Source organism: Nocardiopsis oceani, from assembly GCF_054777395.1.
This window is the reverse complement of the sequence record NZ_BAAHAR010000014.1, coordinates 35780-55677: the sequence shown is the minus strand read 5'-3', so window position 1 is coordinate 55677 and position 19898 is coordinate 35780. Positions and strand designations below refer to the sequence as shown.

General features: G+C 68.8%; 14 protein-coding genes. 13 read left to right on the top strand and 1 reads right to left on the bottom strand.

Annotated features, from left to right (window positions below; all coding sequences use genetic code 11):
- Window positions 1-470 precede the first annotated feature (470 nt).
- Window positions 471-1898: an HNH endonuclease signature motif containing protein gene (locus ACYVDG_RS10165; RefSeq protein WP_460748746.1), complete on the bottom strand. Its 1428-nt coding sequence runs from the start codon at window positions 1896-1898 to the stop codon at window positions 471-473.
- Between the two features lie 1098 nt (window positions 1899-2996).
- On the opposite strand from ACYVDG_RS10165, the gene ACYVDG_RS10160 reads away from it, so the two are divergent.
- The 13 genes from ACYVDG_RS10160 to dnaG all read left to right on the top strand — a co-directional run bounded on the left by ACYVDG_RS10160 (window position 2997) and on the right by dnaG (window position 19809).
- Complete coding sequence (locus ACYVDG_RS10160) at window positions 2997-4016, top strand: LacI family DNA-binding transcriptional regulator (protein ID WP_460748924.1); 1020 nt, start codon at window positions 2997-2999, stop codon at window positions 4014-4016.
- 98 nt (window positions 4017-4114) lie between these two features.
- Entirely contained in the window at window positions 4115-5863 is a 1749-nt protein-coding gene (gene araB / locus ACYVDG_RS10155) for a ribulokinase (RefSeq protein ID WP_460748743.1), read from the top strand.
- Window positions 5860-6549 (top strand): L-ribulose-5-phosphate 4-epimerase, encoded by a 690-nt coding sequence (locus ACYVDG_RS10150; RefSeq protein ID WP_460748741.1) that lies wholly within the window; start codon window positions 5860-5862, stop codon window positions 6547-6549. The genes araB and ACYVDG_RS10150 overlap by 4 nt, the downstream gene beginning before the upstream one ends.
- 47 nt (window positions 6550-6596) lie before the next feature.
- Window positions 6597-7955 carry an L-fucose/L-arabinose isomerase family protein gene (locus ACYVDG_RS10145; protein ID WP_460748922.1) on the top strand — a complete coding sequence of 453 codons (1359 nt, stop codon included), beginning with the start codon at window positions 6597-6599 and terminating at the stop codon, window positions 7953-7955.
- 130 nt (window positions 7956-8085) lie between these two features.
- Entirely contained in the window at window positions 8086-9429 is a 1344-nt protein-coding gene (locus ACYVDG_RS10140; RefSeq protein WP_460748739.1) for an extracellular solute-binding protein, read from the top strand.
- 9 nt (window positions 9430-9438) lie between these two features.
- Window positions 9439-10374 carry a carbohydrate ABC transporter permease gene (locus ACYVDG_RS10135; RefSeq protein WP_460748737.1) on the top strand — a complete coding sequence of 312 codons (936 nt, stop codon included), beginning with the start codon at window positions 9439-9441 and terminating at the stop codon, window positions 10372-10374.
- A gap of 1 nt (window position 10375) precedes the next feature.
- A complete protein-coding gene (locus ACYVDG_RS10130; protein ID WP_460748735.1) occupies window positions 10376-11266 on the top strand; it encodes a carbohydrate ABC transporter permease in 891 nt (296 codons plus the stop codon).
- 25 nt (window positions 11267-11291) lie between these two features.
- Complete coding sequence (locus ACYVDG_RS10125; protein ID WP_460748919.1) at window positions 11292-12329, top strand: arabinan endo-1,5-alpha-L-arabinosidase; 1038 nt, start codon at window positions 11292-11294, stop codon at window positions 12327-12329.
- A gap of 109 nt (window positions 12330-12438) precedes the next feature.
- Window positions 12439-13962 carry an arabinosylfuranosidase ArfA gene (gene arfA, locus ACYVDG_RS10120; protein WP_460748733.1) on the top strand — a complete coding sequence of 508 codons (1524 nt, stop codon included), beginning with the start codon at window positions 12439-12441 and terminating at the stop codon, window positions 13960-13962.
- Between the two features lie 58 nt (window positions 13963-14020).
- Window positions 14021-15130 carry a multiple monosaccharide ABC transporter substrate-binding protein gene (gene chvE, locus ACYVDG_RS10115; protein WP_460748730.1) on the top strand — a complete coding sequence of 370 codons (1110 nt, stop codon included), beginning with the start codon at window positions 14021-14023 and terminating at the stop codon, window positions 15128-15130.
- Window positions 15127-16731 (top strand): ATP-binding cassette domain-containing protein, encoded by a 1605-nt coding sequence (locus ACYVDG_RS10110; protein WP_460748728.1) that lies wholly within the window; start codon window positions 15127-15129, stop codon window positions 16729-16731. The genes chvE and ACYVDG_RS10110 overlap by 4 nt, the downstream gene beginning before the upstream one ends.
- Window positions 16728-17966 carry a multiple monosaccharide ABC transporter permease gene (gene mmsB, locus ACYVDG_RS10105; protein WP_460748726.1) on the top strand — a complete coding sequence of 413 codons (1239 nt, stop codon included), beginning with the start codon at window positions 16728-16730 and terminating at the stop codon, window positions 17964-17966. Before ACYVDG_RS10110 ends, mmsB begins: the two co-directional genes overlap by 4 nt.
- Window positions 17923-19809, top strand: coding sequence for a DNA primase (gene dnaG, locus ACYVDG_RS10100; RefSeq protein ID WP_460748724.1), 1887 nt, complete (start codon window positions 17923-17925; stop codon window positions 19807-19809). The genes mmsB and dnaG overlap by 44 nt, the downstream gene beginning before the upstream one ends.
- Window positions 19810-19898 lie beyond the last annotated feature (89 nt).

Sequence of the window (19898 nt, the reverse complement as noted above, 5' to 3'; positions counted from 1 at the left end):
TCCCTTTCTGGGTGGGGGTGTCTGCGCTGGGGTGAGGTTCCCTTCCGGGCTGGGGTTCCCTCCTTTCCCGCCGCCCGATTGTGGCCGTCTCCGCTACGCGCCTCAAGGTCGACGCCATCGAGCGCTTCGCGCGTCATTGGCGCTCCACCTTGACCCGCTCCGCTACGACGGCGGGTTGGCGGCTACGGGAAAGAGGGGCTGGGTGGTTGAGGTCCATGCCGGGTCGGCCTGGCGGCCGATGCCTGCCACGCCGCCGGAGGGTTGACGCCTGGGGGTGTCGCGGCCGGTCATTCTCTGCTGCGAAAGCCGAACCCCGAACAGCGCGGCCTGCGGCCGGTGGGGCCCTGCGCCGGAGCGATGACGGGCCGGGTGTCGCGGCTGGTCATTGTGGGCAGCGCGAACCCCCCGGGATGGGTCTCGGTGTGCGGTGAACCCTCCGGTTGGAAGCACTATCGGGGGTGAGGTTGCTTCTAGGCAGGGGGTTGGGCTGGGTCAGGGTCCCCGTCCGGGTCCTTCCCCTTCTCCTTGTTCCGGTTGCGGTGGGAGGGGCGGCCCTGCCAGACGGACTGGTCGGGGTTGGTCTCCCTGCGGTACTTGAGCCGGTTGTGGTCCGAGCACAGTGGCTGGATGTTGTGTGTGCTCGTGGATCCGCCAGCGGAGAAGCTCCTCTTGTGGTCGGCCTCTGAGTCGCTGGCCGGGGTGTTGCAGCCCTGGTACCAGGCGCAGGTGGTGTGACCGAACATCCCCGCGTCCCGAAGGGCGCCCGTGGCGTTGCGCTGGGTGCGGCCCACGTCCAACACCGTCTCCCCCTTCGGGGCGGTGATCATCCGGCGCAGCACGCTGTTGGGGGCCAGGGCGCGGATCGCGGCCATGGAGACCACCTGCCCGTCCTGGGTCTTCGCCGGACCCGCACCCTCACCTTGGAGGCCGAGGAAGGTGGGCAGGGGCACCATGATGTTGATCATCGCCACCGCAGCACGCTTGCGACCCCGACCGCCCTTGCCCTTGCTGTCCTGACCGTCGGAGCCCTGGGCACCTTCGGCACCCTCAGCGCTCTCGGCGTCCCCGGCGTTCTCGGTGGGGTTGGTGGGGTGGGAGGCGGAGCGGACCAGGTTCATGAACGCGTCATACATCCGCTCGGAGGCCGATACGTGCAGCCTCTCGGGGTCATAGTCCACCTCGTGGGCCTTGAGCTCACGCTGGATCTCCTCGGCGTGCTCACTGGGACCCCAGAGCTCGAACTGGAAGGTCGCATCAAAGGTGCGCACCAGGCGTGCACCACGGGCGTCGAAGGCGGCCTGGTACTGCTCTTCCACCACGGCGGGGTTGTACTGGGCCAGGAGCTCCCTGCCCAGCCGGGCGATGTGGGAGGTCGACATCGTCGGCTCCTTGGCCTTAGCGGCCACGATCCCGGCCTCCATCATCCGCCGAAACTCCCCGGCGTCGGGGTGGCGGCCGGTGTTGCGCGCCTTGACCGCCCTCTCAGCGGCCCGGCACACCGCCACCGCCTCCCCGATCGACAACAACCCAGAGTCCAGGCCTTCGCGGGTGGTGGGCAGCTCCAGGGCGAACAGGCGGCGGGCCAGCTCGGCGCGCCCGTTGGCCTCAACGGGGACCATCCCCACCGAGTGGATCAGCCAGTTCTGCACCGACCTCTGCCCACCCGCCTCCAACAGGGTGCCGGCCGCTTCCAGCTGGGCCAGGCGCAGCAGCATCGCCAGCTGGGCCTGTTCCATGTCCTCGCACACCTGCGAGATCACATCCAGGACCTGACCGGCCGCACCGGTCGGAGGCACCTCTCCCATTTCCGAGGTGATCTTTTCCCGGGCAGCGCGCATGGCGGCCACGGCGGGAGTATTGCCCGCCGTGTTCCCGCACTGCCCGAAAGAAGAAGTCATACCACTAAGGATATCAAGAAGGGCGCAGAAAGGACCTATCCTGGGGGTGATAAAACCCTTACCCGGCCACCGCTACCCGCCTTTCCACTACCCAAAGAAAAGCCTTCCAGGGAAGGAGCGCACACCCCCTTACGCATTCCCGGGCAAAGCGGACATATGCGCGCCCGAATGGTGATGATCTTGCCTCTGTCTCCACTCTCGACGGCCGAGGGTGGAGACAGGAGCAAGATCATCGGGGTTTTCGCCTCCCGTATTGACCGGCCGCGACACCAGACCCGTCAACGCTCCGGCGGAGTGGCTCACCCGGCCGCAGGCCGTGCTGTTCGGGGTTCGCAGGGGCGAATGACCGGCCGCGACACCGCCAGGCGTCAACGCTCTGGCGCAGGGGCAGGCATCGGCCGCCAGGCCGAGGAGTTCAGTTTTTCGGGCGAAGCCCGAATTCGCCACAGGCCTCAACCACCCGTCCCCCTTTTCCGATAGCCGCCAACCCGCCGTCGTAGCGAAGCGTGTCAAGGTGGAGCGCCTTTGATGCGCGAAGCGCTCGATGGCGACGACCTTGACGCGCGTAGCGGAGACGGCCACAATCGGGCGGCGGGAAAGGGGAAATTCCCGCACCCATCCGCCCTGGCAGTCTCGGGGTGGCTGGCGTCCTCCAATTCGTGTCCTGTTCGCCCAGAATCCTTCTCCAGGTGCATCCAAACACAGATACCAGCCCCTTCTCCAAACACAGATACCAGCTCCTTCTCTAGGCGCGGATATGAATCAGGTGGTGCGTCAGCACCTGGCCCGCAGGGTTCAGGGTGCTAGGGCAACTCGTCCGCTCTGCGTGTCCGCTCAGTCTGTCCGCTCTGCGTGTCCGTTCGGCCTGTCCGATCAGCCTGTCCCCTCTGCCTGTCCTCTCGATCCGCTCGCTCGGGCTCAGGGCAAGTCCGCGCGATCGAGCACCCTTCGGCAGTGGGCCTTCAGGGAAACTTTGATCGATTGACCCCTGGACCCCTTGACGTTCGGCTTGTTAACGCTAACAATGTTGGCCACGTCACATGAACGTCATATTTCCCGGAGGTTTCCTTGCCCGTGAACGGTGGTCGCAGCCCGGTGATGGCGGATGTCGCCCGGGTCGCGGGTGTCTCGCACCAGACCGTGTCGCGGGTGCTCAACGGTCACCCCAACGTGCGGTCGGAGACTGTGACCCGGGTCCGCCAAGCCATCGACGAGCTCGGGTACCACCGCAACTCGACGGCACGGGCCCTGGTCACGCGCAGGACCAACGTGCTGGGCGTGATCGCCTTCGACACCACGCTGTTCGGGCCCGCCCAGACCCTGGCGGGCATCGAGCGGGCCGCGCGCGAAGCCGGGTACTTCCTCAGCATCGTGACCCTCGACGACGTCAGCTCGGCCGGGGTCTCCGAGGCCGCCGACTATCTGATCCAGCAGTCGGTTGAGGGCTGCATAGCCATCGCACCCCAGCGCGCCCTCGTCCAGGCGCTGGCTGACTTGCCCGGTCCGAAGCCCCTCGTCGCCGTCGAGGGCGGTGAGGGCTCGGGGCTGCCGGTGGTCTGTGTCGACCAGCACCAGGGCGTGAACGAGGTGATCGACCACCTCCTGGGGCTCGGGCACCGCACCGTCCACCACATCGCAGGCAAGTCCGACTGGCTGGAGGCCGAGGCCCGGATGGCCGGATGGCGTTCGGCGCTGGCCGCGGCAGGCGCCAGGGTCCCGGAGCCGCTCCACGGTGACTGGAGTCCGCGGTCCGGCTACGAGCAGGGGCGCCGCCTGGTCGAGCGCCGCGCGGCGGGCGAGGAGGTCACCGCGGTCTTCGTCGCCAACGACCAGATGGCCATAGGCGTCATGCGCGCCCTGTCCGAAGCCGGGCTGGACGTTCCGGGCGATGTCAGTGTCGCGGGGTTCGACGCCATTCCCGAGTCGGAGTTCCTCGCACCACCTCTCACCACCGTTCGGCAGGACTTCGCCCAGGTGGGCAAGGTCAGCCTGGGGGTCCTGCTCGACGAGCTGCGTCCCGCGGGCGACGGCCCGCCCGCGGCCGACGCTCCCGTGCCCGTGCGAGTGGTCCCTACTGAGCTGTGTGTCCGGCTGAGCAGCGGACCCGTTCCCGGCTGACCCGCCGACACCCGTACCCCCCCACTTTCCGACACCCTCATCACCCCAACCCTCTCCAACCTCCCCACCCCCGTCCGACAGCAGAGGAGACGTTCTCGATGGCCGCTAATGTGAGCGCTAACACCAAGGTGGACAACGAGCCAGTCGTGGTCGGGGTGGACTTCGGGACCCTCTCCGGCCGGGCCGTCGTCGTCCGGGTCGATGACGGCACCGAGCTCGGCACCGCGATACACCCCTACCGGCACGGGGTCATCGCCGAACACCTGCCCGGATCAACCGCACCCCTGCCACCGGAGACTGCCCTCCAAGCACCCGAGGACTACCGGGAGGTCCTGCGCACCGCCGTCCCCGCCGCCCTGCGCGACGCCGGGGTCGCACCGGAACGGGTCATCGGGATCGGTACCGACTTCACGGCCTGCACCGTTCTGCCGGTCCTCGCCGACGGCACGCCCCTGTGCGAGCTCCCCGAACTGACCGGCCGCCAGCACGCCTGGCCCAAACTCTGGCGCCACCACGCTGCCCAGCCCGAGGCCGACGACATCAACGCCCTGGCCGCCGAACGCGCGGAACCCTGGCTGTCCCGGTACGGCGGCCGCATCTCCTCCGAATGGCAGTTCGCCAAGGCCCTCCAGGTCCTGCGCGAGGACCCCGAGGTCTACGAGCGCACCGAACGCTGGATCGAGGCGGCCGACTGGATCGTCTGGCAACTGTGCGGACGGGAGACCCGCAACGTCTGCACCGCCGGCTACAAGGGCATCCACCAGGACGGCGAGTGGCCCTCCGAGGACTTCCTCCGAGCCCTCGACGAGCGCTTCGCGGGCTTCGTCCGGGACAAGCTCGCCCACCCCCTGTCCCAACTCGGCGAACGCGCGGGCGGACTCACCGCCGAAGCGGCCGCGTGGACCGGCATCCCCGAGGGCGTGCCCGTCGCGATCGGCAACGTGGACGCCCACGTCACCGCCGCCACCGCCCAGACCACCGGGACCGGCCAGATGCTCGCCATCATGGGCACCAGCACCTGCCACGTCATGAACTCCGAAGCCCTGGCCGACGTGCCCGGGATGTGCGGGCTGGCGCGCGACGGGATCGTCCCCGGCATGTGGGGCTACGAGGCCGGCCAGAGCGGGGTCGGCGACATCTTCGCCTGGCTCGCCGACTCCTACGTGCCCCCCGCCTACCACGAGAGGGCCGCCGAACGCGGCCTCTCCGTCCACGACCTCCTTGCCGAAATGGCCGCCGACGCCCCGGTCGGGGCGCACGGTCTCGTCGCCCTGGACTGGCACAGCGGCAACCGCTCGGTCCTGGTCGACCACGACCTGTCCGGGGTGGTCGTCGGACTCACCCTCGCCACCCGCCCCGAAGAGGTCTACCGGGCCCTGGTCGAGGCCACCGCCTTCGGCGCCCGCACCATCGTCGAGGCCTTCGAGAAGGCGGGAGTACCCGTCGACACGTTCACCGTCGCGGGCGGGATGGTGCGCTACCCCTACGTCCTGGGGGTCTACGCCGACGTCCTCAACCGACCGCTGCGCCTGGTCGTCTCCGAACAGGCCTGCGCCGTGGGCGCGGCCATCCACGCCGCCGTCGCCGCCCGCGCCCACCCCGACATCCACGCGGCCTCCGCCGCGATGGGCGGGGTGCGCGAGCACACCGTGGACCCCGACCCGGTGCGCGCGGAGGCCTACGACGACCTGTTCGACCTCTACACCGAACTGCACGACCACTTCGGGCGAGGCGGCAGCCGCAGCCTGCACCGGCTGCGGGAACTGCGCAACGCCGCCCTGAACAGCGACACCTCCCAGAACAGCCAAGACGGCCCGAACAACACGACCGAGGAGGTCCCGCGGTGACCGCGCCCACCCACGTACCGGACACGTACCGGGAGGCCGTCGAACGCCTCCGGCACGAGCTGTGCGCACTCCACGCCGAACTGCCCCGCGCCAACCTGGTGGCCTGGACCAGCGGAAACCTCTCCGCCCGTGTCCCCGGCGCCGACCTCATGGTGATCAAACCCAGCGGCGTCGCCTACGACGACCTGACCCCTGACTCCATGGTCGTGTGCGACCTGTACGGCGAGCGGATCGAGGGCGCGCACCTGCCCTCCAGCGACACCGACGCCCACGCGCACGTGTACCGCGACCGCCCCGACGTCGGCGGGGTCGCGCACACGCACAGCCCCTACGCCACCGCCTGGGCGGCCCGCGGCGAACCAGTCCCGTGCGCGATCACCGCCATGGCCGACGAGTTCGGCGGCGACATCCCGGTGGGCCCCTTCGCGCTCATCGGCGACGACGCCATCGGCCGGGGGATCGTCGCCACCCTCGAAGGACACCGTTCACCCGCCGTGCTCATGCGCGGCCACGGGGTCTTCACCATCGGAACCACCGCCAAAGCCGCCCTCAAGGCCGCCGTCATGTGCGAGGACGTTGCCCGCACCGTGCACCTGGCCCGCCAGGGCGGACCCGTCGAACGCCTCCCGCAGGAACACGTCGACGCGCTCTACCACCGCTACCAGAACGCCTACGGGCAGAAGTAAGGAGCCACAGCGTGCCCGCAACCCCTCGAATCGGCCTCCTGGGCATCATGCAGCCGCTCTACGACGACATGATCCCCGGAATCACCGAGCACCAGGCCGCCTACGCAGCACGGGTGGCCGAGGCGCTCTCGGAGACCGCTGAGTGGACGATCGCCCCGCCGGTCCGCGGCCGGGCCGACGCCGAACGCGCCATGCGTGACTTCGAGGACGCCGACCTCGACGGAGTCCTCGTGGTCATGCTCACCTACGGTCCCTCACTGCGGATCACCCGGGCGCTGGGCGGTGCCCGCCTACCGGTCGCGCTGGCCAACATCCAGCCCGACCCGGCCGTCACCCCCGCCTGGGACATGGCGGACATGACCTACAACCAGGGCATCCACGGAGCCCAGGACACCGCCAACGCCTTGGTCCGGTCCGGGGTGCCCTTCGAGGTGATCACCGCCGAGTGGCAGAGCCCCGAATTCACCGAGCGCGTGGGCCTGTGGGCACGCGCGGCCCGTGCCGTCACCGCCTGGCGGCGGCTGCGGGTGGGCGTCTTCGGCTACCCGATGAACGGCATGGGCGACGCCCGGGTGGACGAGAGCGCGCTGCTGCGCAAGCTCGGCCCCGAGGTGGAGGTCATCGCCCCGGGCGCCCTGCACCGCACCATGGCCGAGCTGCCGGGGGAGGCGGTCGCCGATCTCCTGGCCTGGGAGGACAAGACCTTCAAGGTCGACGAGCACCTCACCGGCGCCGAACGCGAGGACCACGCCCGGCTGCAGCTGGGCATCGAGAAGCTGCTCGTCGCCCACGGCTGCGACGCGTATTCCACCCACTTCGACGCCATCGGCGAGGACGGCCGCTTCGCCCGCCTCCCCATGGCCGCGGCCTCCAACCTCATGGCCCAGGGCTACGGGTTCGCGGGCGAGGGCGACGTGTTGGCCGCCGCGATGGTCCACGCCGGGCACCAGCTCGCCGGGGACGGCCACTTCACCGAGATGTACGCCATGGACTTCCCCACCGACTCGATCCTGATGAGCCACATGGGTGAGGGCAACTGGAAGGTCGCCCGCGAGGACGAACCCGTGCGCATGGTCAAGCGGCCCCTGGGCATCGGGGGGCTCGACGACCCGCCCACCATCGTCTTCCGGTACCGCACCGGCCCGGCCACCCTGGCCTCCCTCGTCTCCCTGGGAGGTGAGCGGTTCCGCCTGGTCGTGGCCGAGGGCGAGGTCATCGACGCCCCCGAACTACCGGACCTGGACATGCCTTACGGCCAGTTCTGCCCGGAGACCGGCGTACGTGCCTGCATGGACGCCTGGCTGCGTGCGGGCGGTACCCACCACATGGTCATGAACACGGGCCGGCGGGCCCAGGACTGGCGGGTCTTCTGCGACCTCGCCGGGATCGAGTACGTCCGGGTCTAGCAGTACCGGGCCCCTCGGGGCCCGGCCACCGGCGGGCCTCCGGGCCCGGCCACCGAGAGGCGCCATCCGGCGCACCGTTTTCCGCGGGAGGCCCACAGGGCCTCCATCCCCCCAGCGCAAGGAGAACACCATGCGCAATTCGAACCGACCCCCCTCCCACGGGGTTCCGCATCCGCTTCCATCCCCACGCGGGGTCGGGCGCAGAGCGCTACTCACCGGAGCCCTGGCCGCCGCGGGAGCCGCGGCGACAGGCTGCGGTCCCAGCGACCCGCTGGTCGGCGGCGCCCTCCGCCTGCGCCAGTGGAACCTCTTCGCCGGTGGAGATGGCACTCGGATGCTGCAGATGCACGAAGGCTACGAAGCCGAGCACCCCGACGTGGACTTCCGGGCCACCACCTTCGAGTGGGGCGCGCCCTTCTACACCAAGGTCGCGATGGGCGCTGCCGGAGGACGCGGTGCGGATATCGCCACCGTGCACGTCTCCCGGTTGGAGAGCCTCGCGCCCGGTAGGCTTCTCGACCCCATCGATCCGGCGGTCCTGGCCGAGGCAGGGATCGACGAGACCATGTTCCTGCCCAACATCTGGGAGGAGTGTTTCTTCGAGGGCCAGCTCTACGCCATCCCGCTGGACACCCACCTGCTCGTGCAGTTCTACAACCTGGACGTGTGCCGTGAGGTCGGGCTCCTCGACAGCGACGACCGGCTCATCGCGCTCGACGGGCTGGACACCTACGTTGAGGCGCTGCGCGAGATCAAAGCCGCTACCGGCGGTTTCGGCCTGTCGTTGGACACCTGGGGACCCTGGCCCAACTTCTGGGCGCTGTATCGCCAACAGGACGGTGAACTCGTCTTCGGCGAGGACGACTTCGAGATGGACGACGACAAGGCACTCGCCGCCATGGACGTCCTCTACCGGCTCTCCGAGGAAGGGTTGTCCCCGCGTGTCTCCGAGGGCGCGGACACCTCGGCCAACCTCGCCAACGGCCAGTCAGGACTGATGATCCACGGTAACTGGGAGATGTCGACCTTGGACTCCACGGACGTGTCCTACTCCGTCACCCAGTTCCCCAACATCTTCGGTAACCACCGGACTCGAGGCGACTCACACTGCTACGTGTTCCCGCACCAGCGCGAACGCGACCCGGACCGGACCCGAGCGGCCCTCGAGTACGCGGCGTGGATGCTGCGCAACAGCCTCTCCTGGTCAGAGGGCGCGGGCCATATTCCGGCCTACCTCCCGGTCGCGGAGAGTGCTGAGTACGACCAGCTGCACCCACAGTCCGAGTACCGCGAGGCAGCCGAGAACGTCCAGTTCGAGCCCGAGGCCTGGTTCAGCGGTTCGGCCGGGCGCCTGCAGGACGACGCCACCGGTCCCCTCACCGCGCTACACCAGGGCACGCAGACGCCCGAACAGGCGCTGGATCAGCTCAAGCGGACCTTCCAGACCATGCTCAACGTCCCGGCACCGGTGTAGGAGACGACCATGACCGAGCGCTCCCGCACCCAGCGCGGCCAGGAGCCCGGATCGTCCGGGCGCCGCCTGGTCGACGTCCGCCGACGACCCAACACCTGGACCGGGCTCTGGTTCGTCCTGCCCTTCCTCGCCTTCTACCTGCTCTTCCTGCTATGGCCCGCGCTCGTGGGGCTCGGTTACAGCTTCACGGACCGCAGTCTTGCCGGAGGGCCCGTCTCCTTCGTCGGTCTCGAGAACTGGAATGAGACCCTCACCGACCCGGCACTTTACGAGTCGCTGTGGAACACACTCGTGTTCACTGTGCTGAGCGTGCCCCTCATGGTCCTGCTGGCTCTCGGGATGGCCCTGCTCACCGACCACGCCCGGCGGCTGGGATGGTTCCTGCGCCTGTCGTTCTTCGCGCCGTTCGTGCTGCCCGTCGCGGTGATGGCCCTCATCTGGGAGTGGATGTACAACCCCAGCCTGGGCCTGTTTAACGGCGTCCTCGGCCAACTGGGGTTCGAGGGCTCTGACTGGCTCTTCAGCGAGAACACAGCCATGGTCTCGGTGGTCATCGCCACCGCTTGGTGGCAGGTCGGGTTCAACTACCTGTTGTATCTGGCCGCCATGCAGTCCATCCCCAAGGACGTGTACGAGGCCGCCTCCATCGACGGCGCTGGCGCCTGGCAGCGCATCGGCCGCATCACCCTGCCGATGCTCACCCGCACCACGGTGCTCATCACCATCCTGCAGCTCATCGGCTCCCTGAGGGTGTTCGAGCAGATCTACCTGATGACCGGTGGAGGTCCGAACTTCGCCACTCGCACAGTGATTCAGTACATCTACGACTCCGGGTTCGTCGGACTCCGCATCGGACTGGCCTCGTCCATGGCCTACGTGTTCATGGTCCTGATCATCCTCGCCTCCGTGGCGCAGTTCCGCCTCTTCTCCCGGAAGGAGGGGTGACATGGCTACCACCACGGATCATCCCGCACCGACCACCGTCGTCGAGCGTCCCGGAGTCGTTCGTCCCCGACCCAGGCCCAACACGGGCCGGATCGCCCTGTACACGGTCGCCGTCCTTGCTGCACTGCTCTGGCTCGTCCCGCTTCTGTGGTCGTTCGCGACCTCGATCAAGCCCGAGGGCGAGACCACAGTCATGCCCCCGGCTTGGTTCACCGCCAACCCCACCTTCGAGGCCTACGCGGAGGTGCTCGGTCGCGGCGACATCATCCGCTGGACGGTGAACTCGTTCGTCACCACCTCGATGGTCACCGTCATGACCCTCATCGTGTGCGTGCTGGCGGCCTACGGGTTCTCCCGCTTCGACTTCCGCGGCCGCGGGTGGCTGTTCGCACTGATCATCGGTGGGATCCTCATCCCGCCACAGACCCTGATCGTGCCCCAGTTCGTCCTCATGACCCAGCTCGGCATGGTGGATACCTACTGGGGTATCGCCCTGCCCCAGGTCGTCGCTCCCGTGTTCGTGTTCATCCTCAAACGGTTCTTCGACGCCATCCCGCGCGAGTACGAGGACGCCGCGAAGATCGACGGAGCCGGTCCCGTCCGGATCCTGTGGAACGTCATGCTGCCGTTGTCCCGCCCCATCCTGGCGGCGGTCGGCATCTTCACGTTCATCGGCGCTTGGAACAACTTCCTCTGGCCGTTCTTGGTCACGACCGATCCCGACACGATGACCCTCCCGGTGGGTCTGGGCACCGTCGCGGGTGACTACGGCATCCAGTACGCCCAGGTCATGGCCTCGGCGGTCCTGGGAGCCATCCCGTTGCTGATCGTCTTCCTGTTGTTCCAGCGGCACATCGTCACCGGTGTCGCCGGAGCCGGGATCAAGGGTTGAGAGGACAGAACCCGTGAGATTCTCCATGCTTCACACCTCGACCGTGCTCAGCGCCGCCGCCCTCCTGCTCACCCTGGCGGTCCCCGCCGCCGGAGCCGAGGACTGGGACCGTCCGCCGAACAACCCCGGCATGCCCGTGGCCGGACACCAGCCCGACGACATCCACCCCTTCGCCGGCGGACTGCGCGTCCACGACCCCGTCCTGTACACGGAAGGGGACGACTGGTACGTCCTCGGCACCGGTAACGCCGAGATCAACGACGGCACCATCCAGATCCGCCACTCACCGGACGGCGAGCACTGGACCTACACCGGCACCGTCTGGGACACCATCCCCGACTGGGTCCGCGAGGCCGTGCCCGGAGTCGAGACGCTCTGGGCCCCCGAACTCTTCGAGTCCGGCGGTACCTACTACATGTACTACGCGGCTTCCACGTTCGGTGACAACCGCTCCGTCATCGGCCTGGCCACCAACACCACCCTCGACCCCGAAGACTCCGACTACGAGTGGGTCGACCGAGGCCAGGTGGTGGAGTCGAACAGCGACGACAACTTCAACGCCATCGACCCCAGCATCATCGAGGACTCCGACGGCCGCCACTGGATGACCTTCGGCTCCTACTGGAGCGGGATCCACCTCGTCGAACTCGACTGGCCCGACGGGACGGTCGCCGACGGGGCCGAGATGCTCCACCTGGCCGACCGGCAGGAGCCGCCCAACGCGGTGGAAGCCCCCAACATCGTCCACCGCGACGGCTACTACTACCTGTTCACGTCCTGGGACACCTGCTGCGAGGTCGGCGCCGACTACAAGGTCACCGTCGGTCGGGCCACCGACGTCACCGGTCCCTACACCGACGCCGACGGGGTGCCCCTCCTCGAGGGCGGCGGCACGCTCCTCGTCGGGGAGGAGGGCACCATCAGCGGTTCCGGGGGCCAGGCCGTCGACGGCGACGTGCTCGCCTACCACTACTACGACAGCGACCTCGGCCCCGACTTCGACTTCCGCCTGGCCCTGCGCACCCTGACGTGGACCGCCGACGGCTGGCCCCAGGTCGACTGAGCCGGACCCGCTCCGCAGACCCCGCAGCACCACCGACCACCGACACCACCGGAAGCGCAGCACCGACCGGCAGCGCACAGAACCGATGGAAACCAAAGGAGAACCGCGTATGCTCCACGCCTCCCTGACCGCCGACCCTGCTCAGACCGTCGGCCCCGTGCACCGCCGCACCTTCGGCTCCTTCGTCGAACACATGGGCCGCTGCGTCTACACCGGCATCTACGAACCGGGACACCCCACCGCCGACGACAACGGCTTCCGCCGCGACGTCGCCGACCTGGTACGGGAACTGGGTGTCACCACCGTGCGCTACCCGGGCGGCAACTTCGTCTCCGGGCACCGCTGGGAGGACGGCATCGGCCCCAAGGACCGGCGCCCGGTCCGCCGCGACCTGGCCTGGCACAGCATCGAGACCAACCAGTTCGGGCTCGACGAGTTCATGACCTGGTGCCGAGACCTCGGCATCGAACCCATGATGGCGGTCAACCTCGGCACCCGAGGCCTCCAAGAGGCCCTGGACCTGCTGGAGTACGCCAACCATCCCAGCGGCACCCACCTGTCCGACCAAAGGGTCGCCAACGGCCACGCCCGACCCCACGACATCCGCATGTGGTGCCTCGGCAACGAGATGGACGGCCCTTGGCAGATGGGCCACCTCGACGCCCGCTCCTACGGGCGCAAGGCCGGACAGGTCGCCCGGGCCATGCGGATGGCCGACCGCGACCTCGAACTGGTCGTCTGCGGCAGCTCGGGTTCGACGATGCCCACGTTCGGGGCGTGGGAGGACACCGTCCTGGAGGAGACCTACGACGCCGTCGACTACATCTCCCTGCACGCCTACTACGAGGAGCGGGACGGTGACCTGGCCTCCTTCCTCGCCTGCACTACCGACATGGACCACTTCATCGACTCGGTGGTCGCCACGGCCGACGCTGTCGGGGCCCGGCTGCGCAATCCCAAGCGCATCCAGCTCTCCTTCGACGAGTGGAACGTCTGGTACCTGGACCGCCACCGCGAACTCGCCGAGCAGCAGCCCACCGACGACTGGCAGGTCGCCCCGCGCGTCATCGAGGACCAGTACAGCGTCGCCGACGCGGTGGTGGTGGGCAACATGCTCATCAGCCTCCTGCGGCACAGCGACCGCGTCACCGCCGCCAGCCAGGCGCAGCTGGCCAACGTCATCGCCCCGATCATGACCGAACCCGGCGGCCCCGCCTGGCGCCAGACCATCTTCCACCCCTTCGCCCTGACCGCCGCTGCAGCCCGCGGGCAGGTGCTCCACACCGGCGTCGAGGCCCCGGTCCACGAGACCAAGGGCTACGGCGAGGCCCCGCTTCTGGACGCGGTCGTCACCCACGACGAGGAGCGGGGCACCGCCTCGCTGTTCGTGGTCAACCGCTCCACCGACCAGCCCCTCACCCTCGACGCCGATCTGCGCGGCTTGGACCCCACCGCCGTCACCGAGGCCCAGACCCTCGGCGGCGACGACCCCTACGCCGCCAACACCATGGACGCCCCCGACCGGGTCGTCCCGCGACCGGCCAAGGACGTGCGCTTGGAGGACGGCAGGCTCACCGCCGTTCTCCCGCCCGTCTCCTGGTCGGCCATCACCCTCTCGACAGGCCACAACTGACCGGACCCCGGCAGGGGCGCGCCGTGCGCCCCTGCCGGGACCGGAGAGGTGAGGAAGCATGCCCCGCCAGAAACCCCTCCCACCCACCGCACCCCTGACTCCCATCGCGGCCGCGCTCGGCGCGGCCCTCCTGCTCAGCGCCTGCGGCGGCGTCGGCGACGCCGCCCAACCCTCAGGGGACGAGGGCGTCATCGGTATCGCCATGCCGACCCAGTCCTCCGAGCGCTGGATCAACGACGGCGCCAACATGGAGTCCGAGCTGGAGGAGCGGGGCTACGGCGTCGACCTCCAGTACGCCGAGGACGTCGTGGAGGACCAGGTCTCCCAGATCGAGAACATGATCACCCGCGGCGCGGACGTGCTCGTCATCGCCTCCATCGACGGCGAGGCGCTCGGCGACGTGCTCGACATGGCCGCATCCGACGACATCCCGGTAATCGCCTACGACCGGCTCATCATGGGCAGCGAGAACGTCGACTACTACGCCACCTTCGACAACTACGGGGTGGGCGTGCTCCAAGGCGAGTACATCGAACAGGCCCTGGACCTGGAGAGCGAGGAGGGCCCGTTCAACATCGAGCTCTTCGGCGGCTCGCCCGACGACAACAACGCCTACTTCTTCAACGACGGCGCGATGTCGGTCCTGGACCCCCACATCGACGACGGAACGCTCGAGGTGGGCAGCGGGCAGACCTCCATGGAGCAGATCGCCACCCAGCGCTGGGACGGCGCCCTCGCCCAGTCCCGGATGGACAACCTGCTCAGCTCCAACTACGGAGACGCCGAACTGCACGCGGTCCTCTCACCCTTCGACGGCATCAGCCTCGGCGTGATCGAGTCCCTGCGCGCGGTCGGCTACGGCGACGAGGACCTGCCGCTGCCCGTGGTGACCGGGCAGGACGCCGAGGTCGCCTCGGTGAAGTCGATCATCGCGGGGGAGCAGACCCAGACCGTCTTCAAGGACACCCGGGAGCTGGCCGCCCGGACCGTGGCGATGGTGGAGGCGATCACCGGCGACGAGGAGGTGGAGGTCAACGACACCGAGAGCTACGACAACGGGGCCAAGGTCGTGCCCTCCTACCTCCTGGATCCCGTGTCGGTCGACGCCGACAACTACCACGAGGTCCTGATCGGGAGCGGCTACTACGAGGAGTCGGATCTCGAATGAGCGAGAAGGAGGCCGGGCCCGCCCCACGCGGCGGGCCCCTCCTGCTGATGCGCGGCATCCGCAAGGAGTTCCCCGGAGTCACAGCACTGGACGGCGTCGACCTCCGCGTGGACCACGGCAGGGTCCACGCCCTGATGGGCGAGAACGGGGCAGGCAAGTCCACCCTGATGAAGATCCTGAGCGGGGTCCACCCGACCGGCTCCTACGTCGGCGAGGTCCTGGTGGACGGTGAGACCTGCGACTTCTCCAGGGTCGGAGACAGCGAACGCGCGGGCATCGCCATCATCCACCAGGAGCTCGCCCTCATCCCCCAGCTGTCGGTCAGCGAGAACATCTTCCTGGGCCACGAACGCTCCCGCCGCGGCGTGGTCGACTGGGGTGCCACCCACGCCCAGGCCCGCGAGCTGCTGCGCCGGGTGGGTCTGGACGAGAACCCCGCCACTCCCGTCCACGCGCTCAGCGTCGGCGCGCGCCAACTCGTCGAGATCGCGAAGGCCCTGGCGAAACGGGTCCGGCTCCTGATCCTGGACGAGCCGACCTCGGCGCTGAACGAGGCGGAGAGCGACCGGCTGCTCGAACTCCTGCTGGGCCTGCGTGAACAGGGTGTGACCTGCATCCTCATCTCGCACAAGCTGGGCGAGGTCGTGCGGGTGTGCGACGAGATCACCATTCTGCGGGACGGCCGCGCCGTCGAGACCCTGTCCGTGGAACGGGACGGACAGGGGCGCCCCTCGGTCGACGAGGACCGGATCATCCGGGGCATGGTCGGCCGCGACCTGGACCAGCGCTACCCGGACGCCTCCGGCGAGGTCGGCGAGGTGCGCTTCGAGGTCCGGGACTGGACGGTGCTGCACCCGACCCAGGCGGGGAGGCTCATGGTCGACGGAGCGGGCATCACCGTCCGCCGGGGCGAGATCGTGGGCTTGGCAGGCCTGATGGGCGCCGGACGCACCGAGTTCGCGATGAGCCTCTTCGGACGCTCCTACGGTCGCCGTGTCCGAGGGCGCCTGCTCAAGGACGGCCGGGAGCTCGACACCTCCAGCGTGACGGACGCGATCCGCGGCGGGATCGCCTACGTCCCCGAGGACCGCAAGACCCTCGGTCTCGTCCTGGACGACGACATCCGCCACAACACCACCATGGCCGCCCTGGGCCGGGTGTCCGAGCGCGGGGTGATCGACCCCGGCCTCGAGGCGGTGGAGGCCGGGCGGATGAGCGACCGGATGCGGGTGCGCAGCCACGGGACGACCCAGACCGTCCGGACGCTCAGCGGCGGCAACCAACAGAAGGTCGTGCTCGGCAAGTGGATGTTCACCCGGCCCGAGCTGCTCATCCTCGACGAGCCCACCCGGGGCATCGACGTCGGGGCCAAGTACGAGCTGTACCTGATCGTGCGCGGTCTGGCCGCGGAGGGCGCCTGCGTGCTGCTGATCTCCTCCGAACTCCCCGAGGTCCTCGGCATGAGCGACCGGATCTACACGATGAGCGAGGGCCGGATCACCGGTGAGGTCCCGGGCGAAGAGGCCGACCAGGAGGGACTCATGCGGCTGATGACCCGTACCCGGGAAGACGGCCCGACCGACGAAGGGGGGCCGCGATGAGGACACGCGTCTCCAGGATCAGCACGGCGCTCTTGCGCGACAACGCCCGCCAGTACGGGATGGTCATCGCCCTGATCGCCATCATCGTGCTCTTCCAGATCCTGACCGGCGGGCTGCTCCTGCGACCGCTGAACATCACCAACCTCATCATGCAGAACTCCTACGTCCTGATCCTGGCGATCGGCATGATGATGGTCATCATCACCGGCCACATCGACCTGTCGGTCGGGTCGGTGGTCGCCTTCACCGGCGCGGTGTCGGCGATCATGCTCACCTCGTGGGGTCTGCCCACGGTGGTCGTGGTGCCCGTCGCACTCCTGCTCGGCGCGCTCATCGGTGCCTGGCAGGGCTTCTGGGTCGCCTACGTCCGGGTCCCGGCGTTCATCGTCACCCTCGCGGGAATGCTCATCTTCCGAGGGGCGACCCTGGCCGTCCTGGGCGGAGAGTCCGTGGCGCCGCTGCCCACCTCCCTGCGCGGTATCGCCAGCGGCTTCCTGCCCGGTATGGGTGATTTCAGCCTCCACCTGCCGACGCTGCTCCTGGGCGCGGCGGGTGCGGCCGCTCTCGTGTGGATCCAGTGGCGCTCGCGCGCCCGGGGCCGCAGGCACGGGCTTCCCGTGCCGCCCGCGGCGGCCACCGCCGCGGCCTCGGCCGCCACCGTCGTGGTCATCATGGTCTTCGCGTACGTGCTCGCCTCCTACAACGGACTTCCCGTCGTGGGTGTGCTCCTGATCGCGCTCATCGTCGGGTACGCGTTCGTGATGCGCTCCACCACCGCGGGACGCCGCGTGTACGCGGTGGGCGGCAGCGAGCAGGCCGCCGCGCTCTCGGGGATCAGGACCCAGCGCACGACCTTCTGGGTGTTCGTCAACATGGGTGTGCTCTCCGCCCTGGCGGGGGTCGTCTTCACGGCCCGGCTCAACGCCGCCACCCCGGGCGCGGGCACCATGTTCGAACTCGACGCCATCGCGGCGGCCTTCATCGGCGGCGCGTCCGCCGGGGGAGGGGTGGGCACCGTCATCGGCGCCGTCATCGGTGCCCTGGTCATGGGTGTGCTCAACAACGGCATGTCCCTGATCGGGCTGGGCGTCGACTGGCAGCAGCTCATCAAGGGCCTGGTGCTGCTCCTCGCGGTCGCCTTCGACATCTACAACAAGCGTCGTGTCTCCGGGGTGAACTACTCTGAAGACCGTGGCAGGACGGATCAAAGACGAAGACATCGCCCTGGTGCGTGAACGCACCCCCATCGCTGACGTGATCGGTGAGTACCTCCAGCTGACCAACGCCGGAGGGGGCTCGCTCAAGGGGTTGTGCCCCTTCCACGACGAGAAGTCCCCGTCCTTCAACGTCACCCCGGCCAAGAACCTCTACTACTGTTTCGGCTGCGCCGAGGGCGGGGACGTCATCTCGTTCGTGCAGCAGATCGACGGCCTCAGCTTCACCGAGGCCGTGGAGTCCCTGGCGCAGCAGACCGGGATCGTGCTCCGGTACGAGGAGGGCGGCGGCCGCAGCACGTCCCGCCGGGACGAGGGCAAGCGCAAGCGGCTGCTGGACGCGCACAGGGCCGCCGCGGAGTTCTACGCCGAACAGCTCCTCTCGCCCGGGGCGGCGACCGCGCGGCAGTTCCTGACCGACCGCGGTTTCTACCGGCCGCACGCCGAACGCTTCGGTCTGGGCTACGCACCGGCCGGCTGGGAGAACCTCACCGCCCACCTGCGCGGGAAGGGCTTCACCGACGCCGAGCTCATCGAGGGCGGCCTGGCCAGTCAGGGGCGGCGCGGCGCCTACGACCGGTTCCGCAACCGGCTGCTCTGGCCGGTGCGCGAGGTCACCGGGGAAGTGGTCGGTTTCGGCGCGCGCAAACTCAACCCGGAGGAGGACGGGCCCAAGTACCTCAACTCCCCCGAGAGCCCCATCTTCCACAAGAGCCGCCTGCTCTACGGCTTGGACCTGGCCAAGCGGGAGATCTCGCGGCAGGGCAAGGCCGTGCTGGTCGAGGGCTACACCGACGTGATGGCCTGCCATGACGCGGGGGTCACCACGGCGGTGGCCACCTGCGGTACGTCCTTCGGCGAGGACCACTTGAAGATCCTGCGCCGGATGCTGCACGGCCGGTCGAACCACGAGACCAAGGTCGTGTTCACCTTCGACGGTGACAAGGCGGGGGAGAAGGCGGCGGTCCGGGCCTTCGCCGAGGAGCACGGCTTCACCTCCGAGACCTACGTCGCGGTGCAGAAGGACGGGCTCGACCCCTGCGACCTGCGTCAGCAGGAAGGCCCCGCGGCCGTCGAGCACCTGGTCGAAAACGCGACCCCGCTGTACAAGTTCATGATCCGCAAGACCTTCGAGAACTACGACCTGTCCACCGCGGAGGGCCGGATCGCCGCCCTGGACGCTGCCGCCCCCGTGGTGGCCAGCATCCGCAACGAGGGCACCCGCGAGGTCTACGCCAAGGATCTCGACCGCTGGCTCGGATTCATGGACGAGTCCTTCGTGCGGCGCCGCGTCCGTCAGCACATGGGCCGGGGCAGGGCCCAGGGCGAAAACCGTGCTCCGGCGGCCCAGCCGGCCCCCGCGCCGGAGGCCCGGGAGGCCCCGTACAACCTCAACGACCCCTCCGTGCAGCGGGAACGCCAGGCCCTCAAACTCGCGATCAAGTACCCCCACCTGGCCCGGGGCTTCGACGGGCTCACCGAGGAGGACTTCACCGTCCCCCAGCACCGGGCCGTGTTCACACTCGTCCGGGAGCAGGGCGGGGTCGACGCGGTCACCGACTCGGGGGCCTGGCCGCTCGTCCTGCGCGACGCCGCTCCGAACGAGGCTCAGCGGGATTTCGTCACGCGCTTGGGTGTAGAGGAGATGGAGTTCTATGGAGAACTTGACGAGCATTTCGCCCGACAAATGCTGAGCACAATCAAGGAGCATTCCATCAACCGGCGGGAGTCAAACCTCAAATCCCAGCTCCACCGGATTGACCCGGCCGCCGAACCCGAGGAACACAACCGGCTCTTCGTCGAACTCATGCAGCTCAGCCAGCAACGACGGGCCCTTCGGGAGGCCGAGGCTGAGGGTATGTAGCAGGAGGGTGACAATAGTAGTTCTCCCTATGGGGGAAGGTCTGTGGGCACAATGTAGTGGTGGCTCCCACAGTTGTGACCAACGAAATA

What these genes read in the sequence shown, in the direction of transcription:
- ACYVDG_RS10110 (WP_460748728.1), top strand. Translation starts at nt 15,127, where the DNA reads ATGAGCGAGAAGGAGGCCGGGCCCGCCCCACGCGGCGGGCCCCTCCTG.
- ACYVDG_RS10160 (WP_460748924.1), top strand. Translation starts at nt 2,997, where the DNA reads ATGGCGGATGTCGCCCGGGTCGCGGGTGTCTCGCACCAGACCGTGTCG.
- araB (WP_460748743.1), top strand. Translation starts at nt 4,115, where the DNA reads ATGGCCGCTAATGTGAGCGCTAACACCAAGGTGGACAACGAGCCAGTC.
- ACYVDG_RS10165 (WP_460748746.1), bottom strand. Translation starts at nt 1,898, where the DNA reads ATGACTTCTTCTTTCGGGCAGTGCGGGAACACGGCGGGCAATACTCCC.
- ACYVDG_RS10130 (WP_460748735.1), top strand. Translation starts at nt 10,376, where the DNA reads ATGGCTACCACCACGGATCATCCCGCACCGACCACCGTCGTCGAGCGT.
- ACYVDG_RS10135 (WP_460748737.1), top strand. Translation starts at nt 9,439, where the DNA reads ATGACCGAGCGCTCCCGCACCCAGCGCGGCCAGGAGCCCGGATCGTCC.
- arfA (WP_460748733.1), top strand. Translation starts at nt 12,439, where the DNA reads ATGCTCCACGCCTCCCTGACCGCCGACCCTGCTCAGACCGTCGGCCCC.
- mmsB (WP_460748726.1), top strand. Translation starts at nt 16,728, where the DNA reads ATGAGGACACGCGTCTCCAGGATCAGCACGGCGCTCTTGCGCGACAAC.
- ACYVDG_RS10125 (WP_460748919.1), top strand. Translation starts at nt 11,292, where the DNA reads ATGCTTCACACCTCGACCGTGCTCAGCGCCGCCGCCCTCCTGCTCACC.
- ACYVDG_RS10140 (WP_460748739.1), top strand. Translation starts at nt 8,086, where the DNA reads ATGCGCAATTCGAACCGACCCCCCTCCCACGGGGTTCCGCATCCGCTT.
- ACYVDG_RS10145 (WP_460748922.1), top strand. Translation starts at nt 6,597, where the DNA reads ATGCAGCCGCTCTACGACGACATGATCCCCGGAATCACCGAGCACCAG.
- chvE (WP_460748730.1), top strand. Translation starts at nt 14,021, where the DNA reads ATGCCCCGCCAGAAACCCCTCCCACCCACCGCACCCCTGACTCCCATC.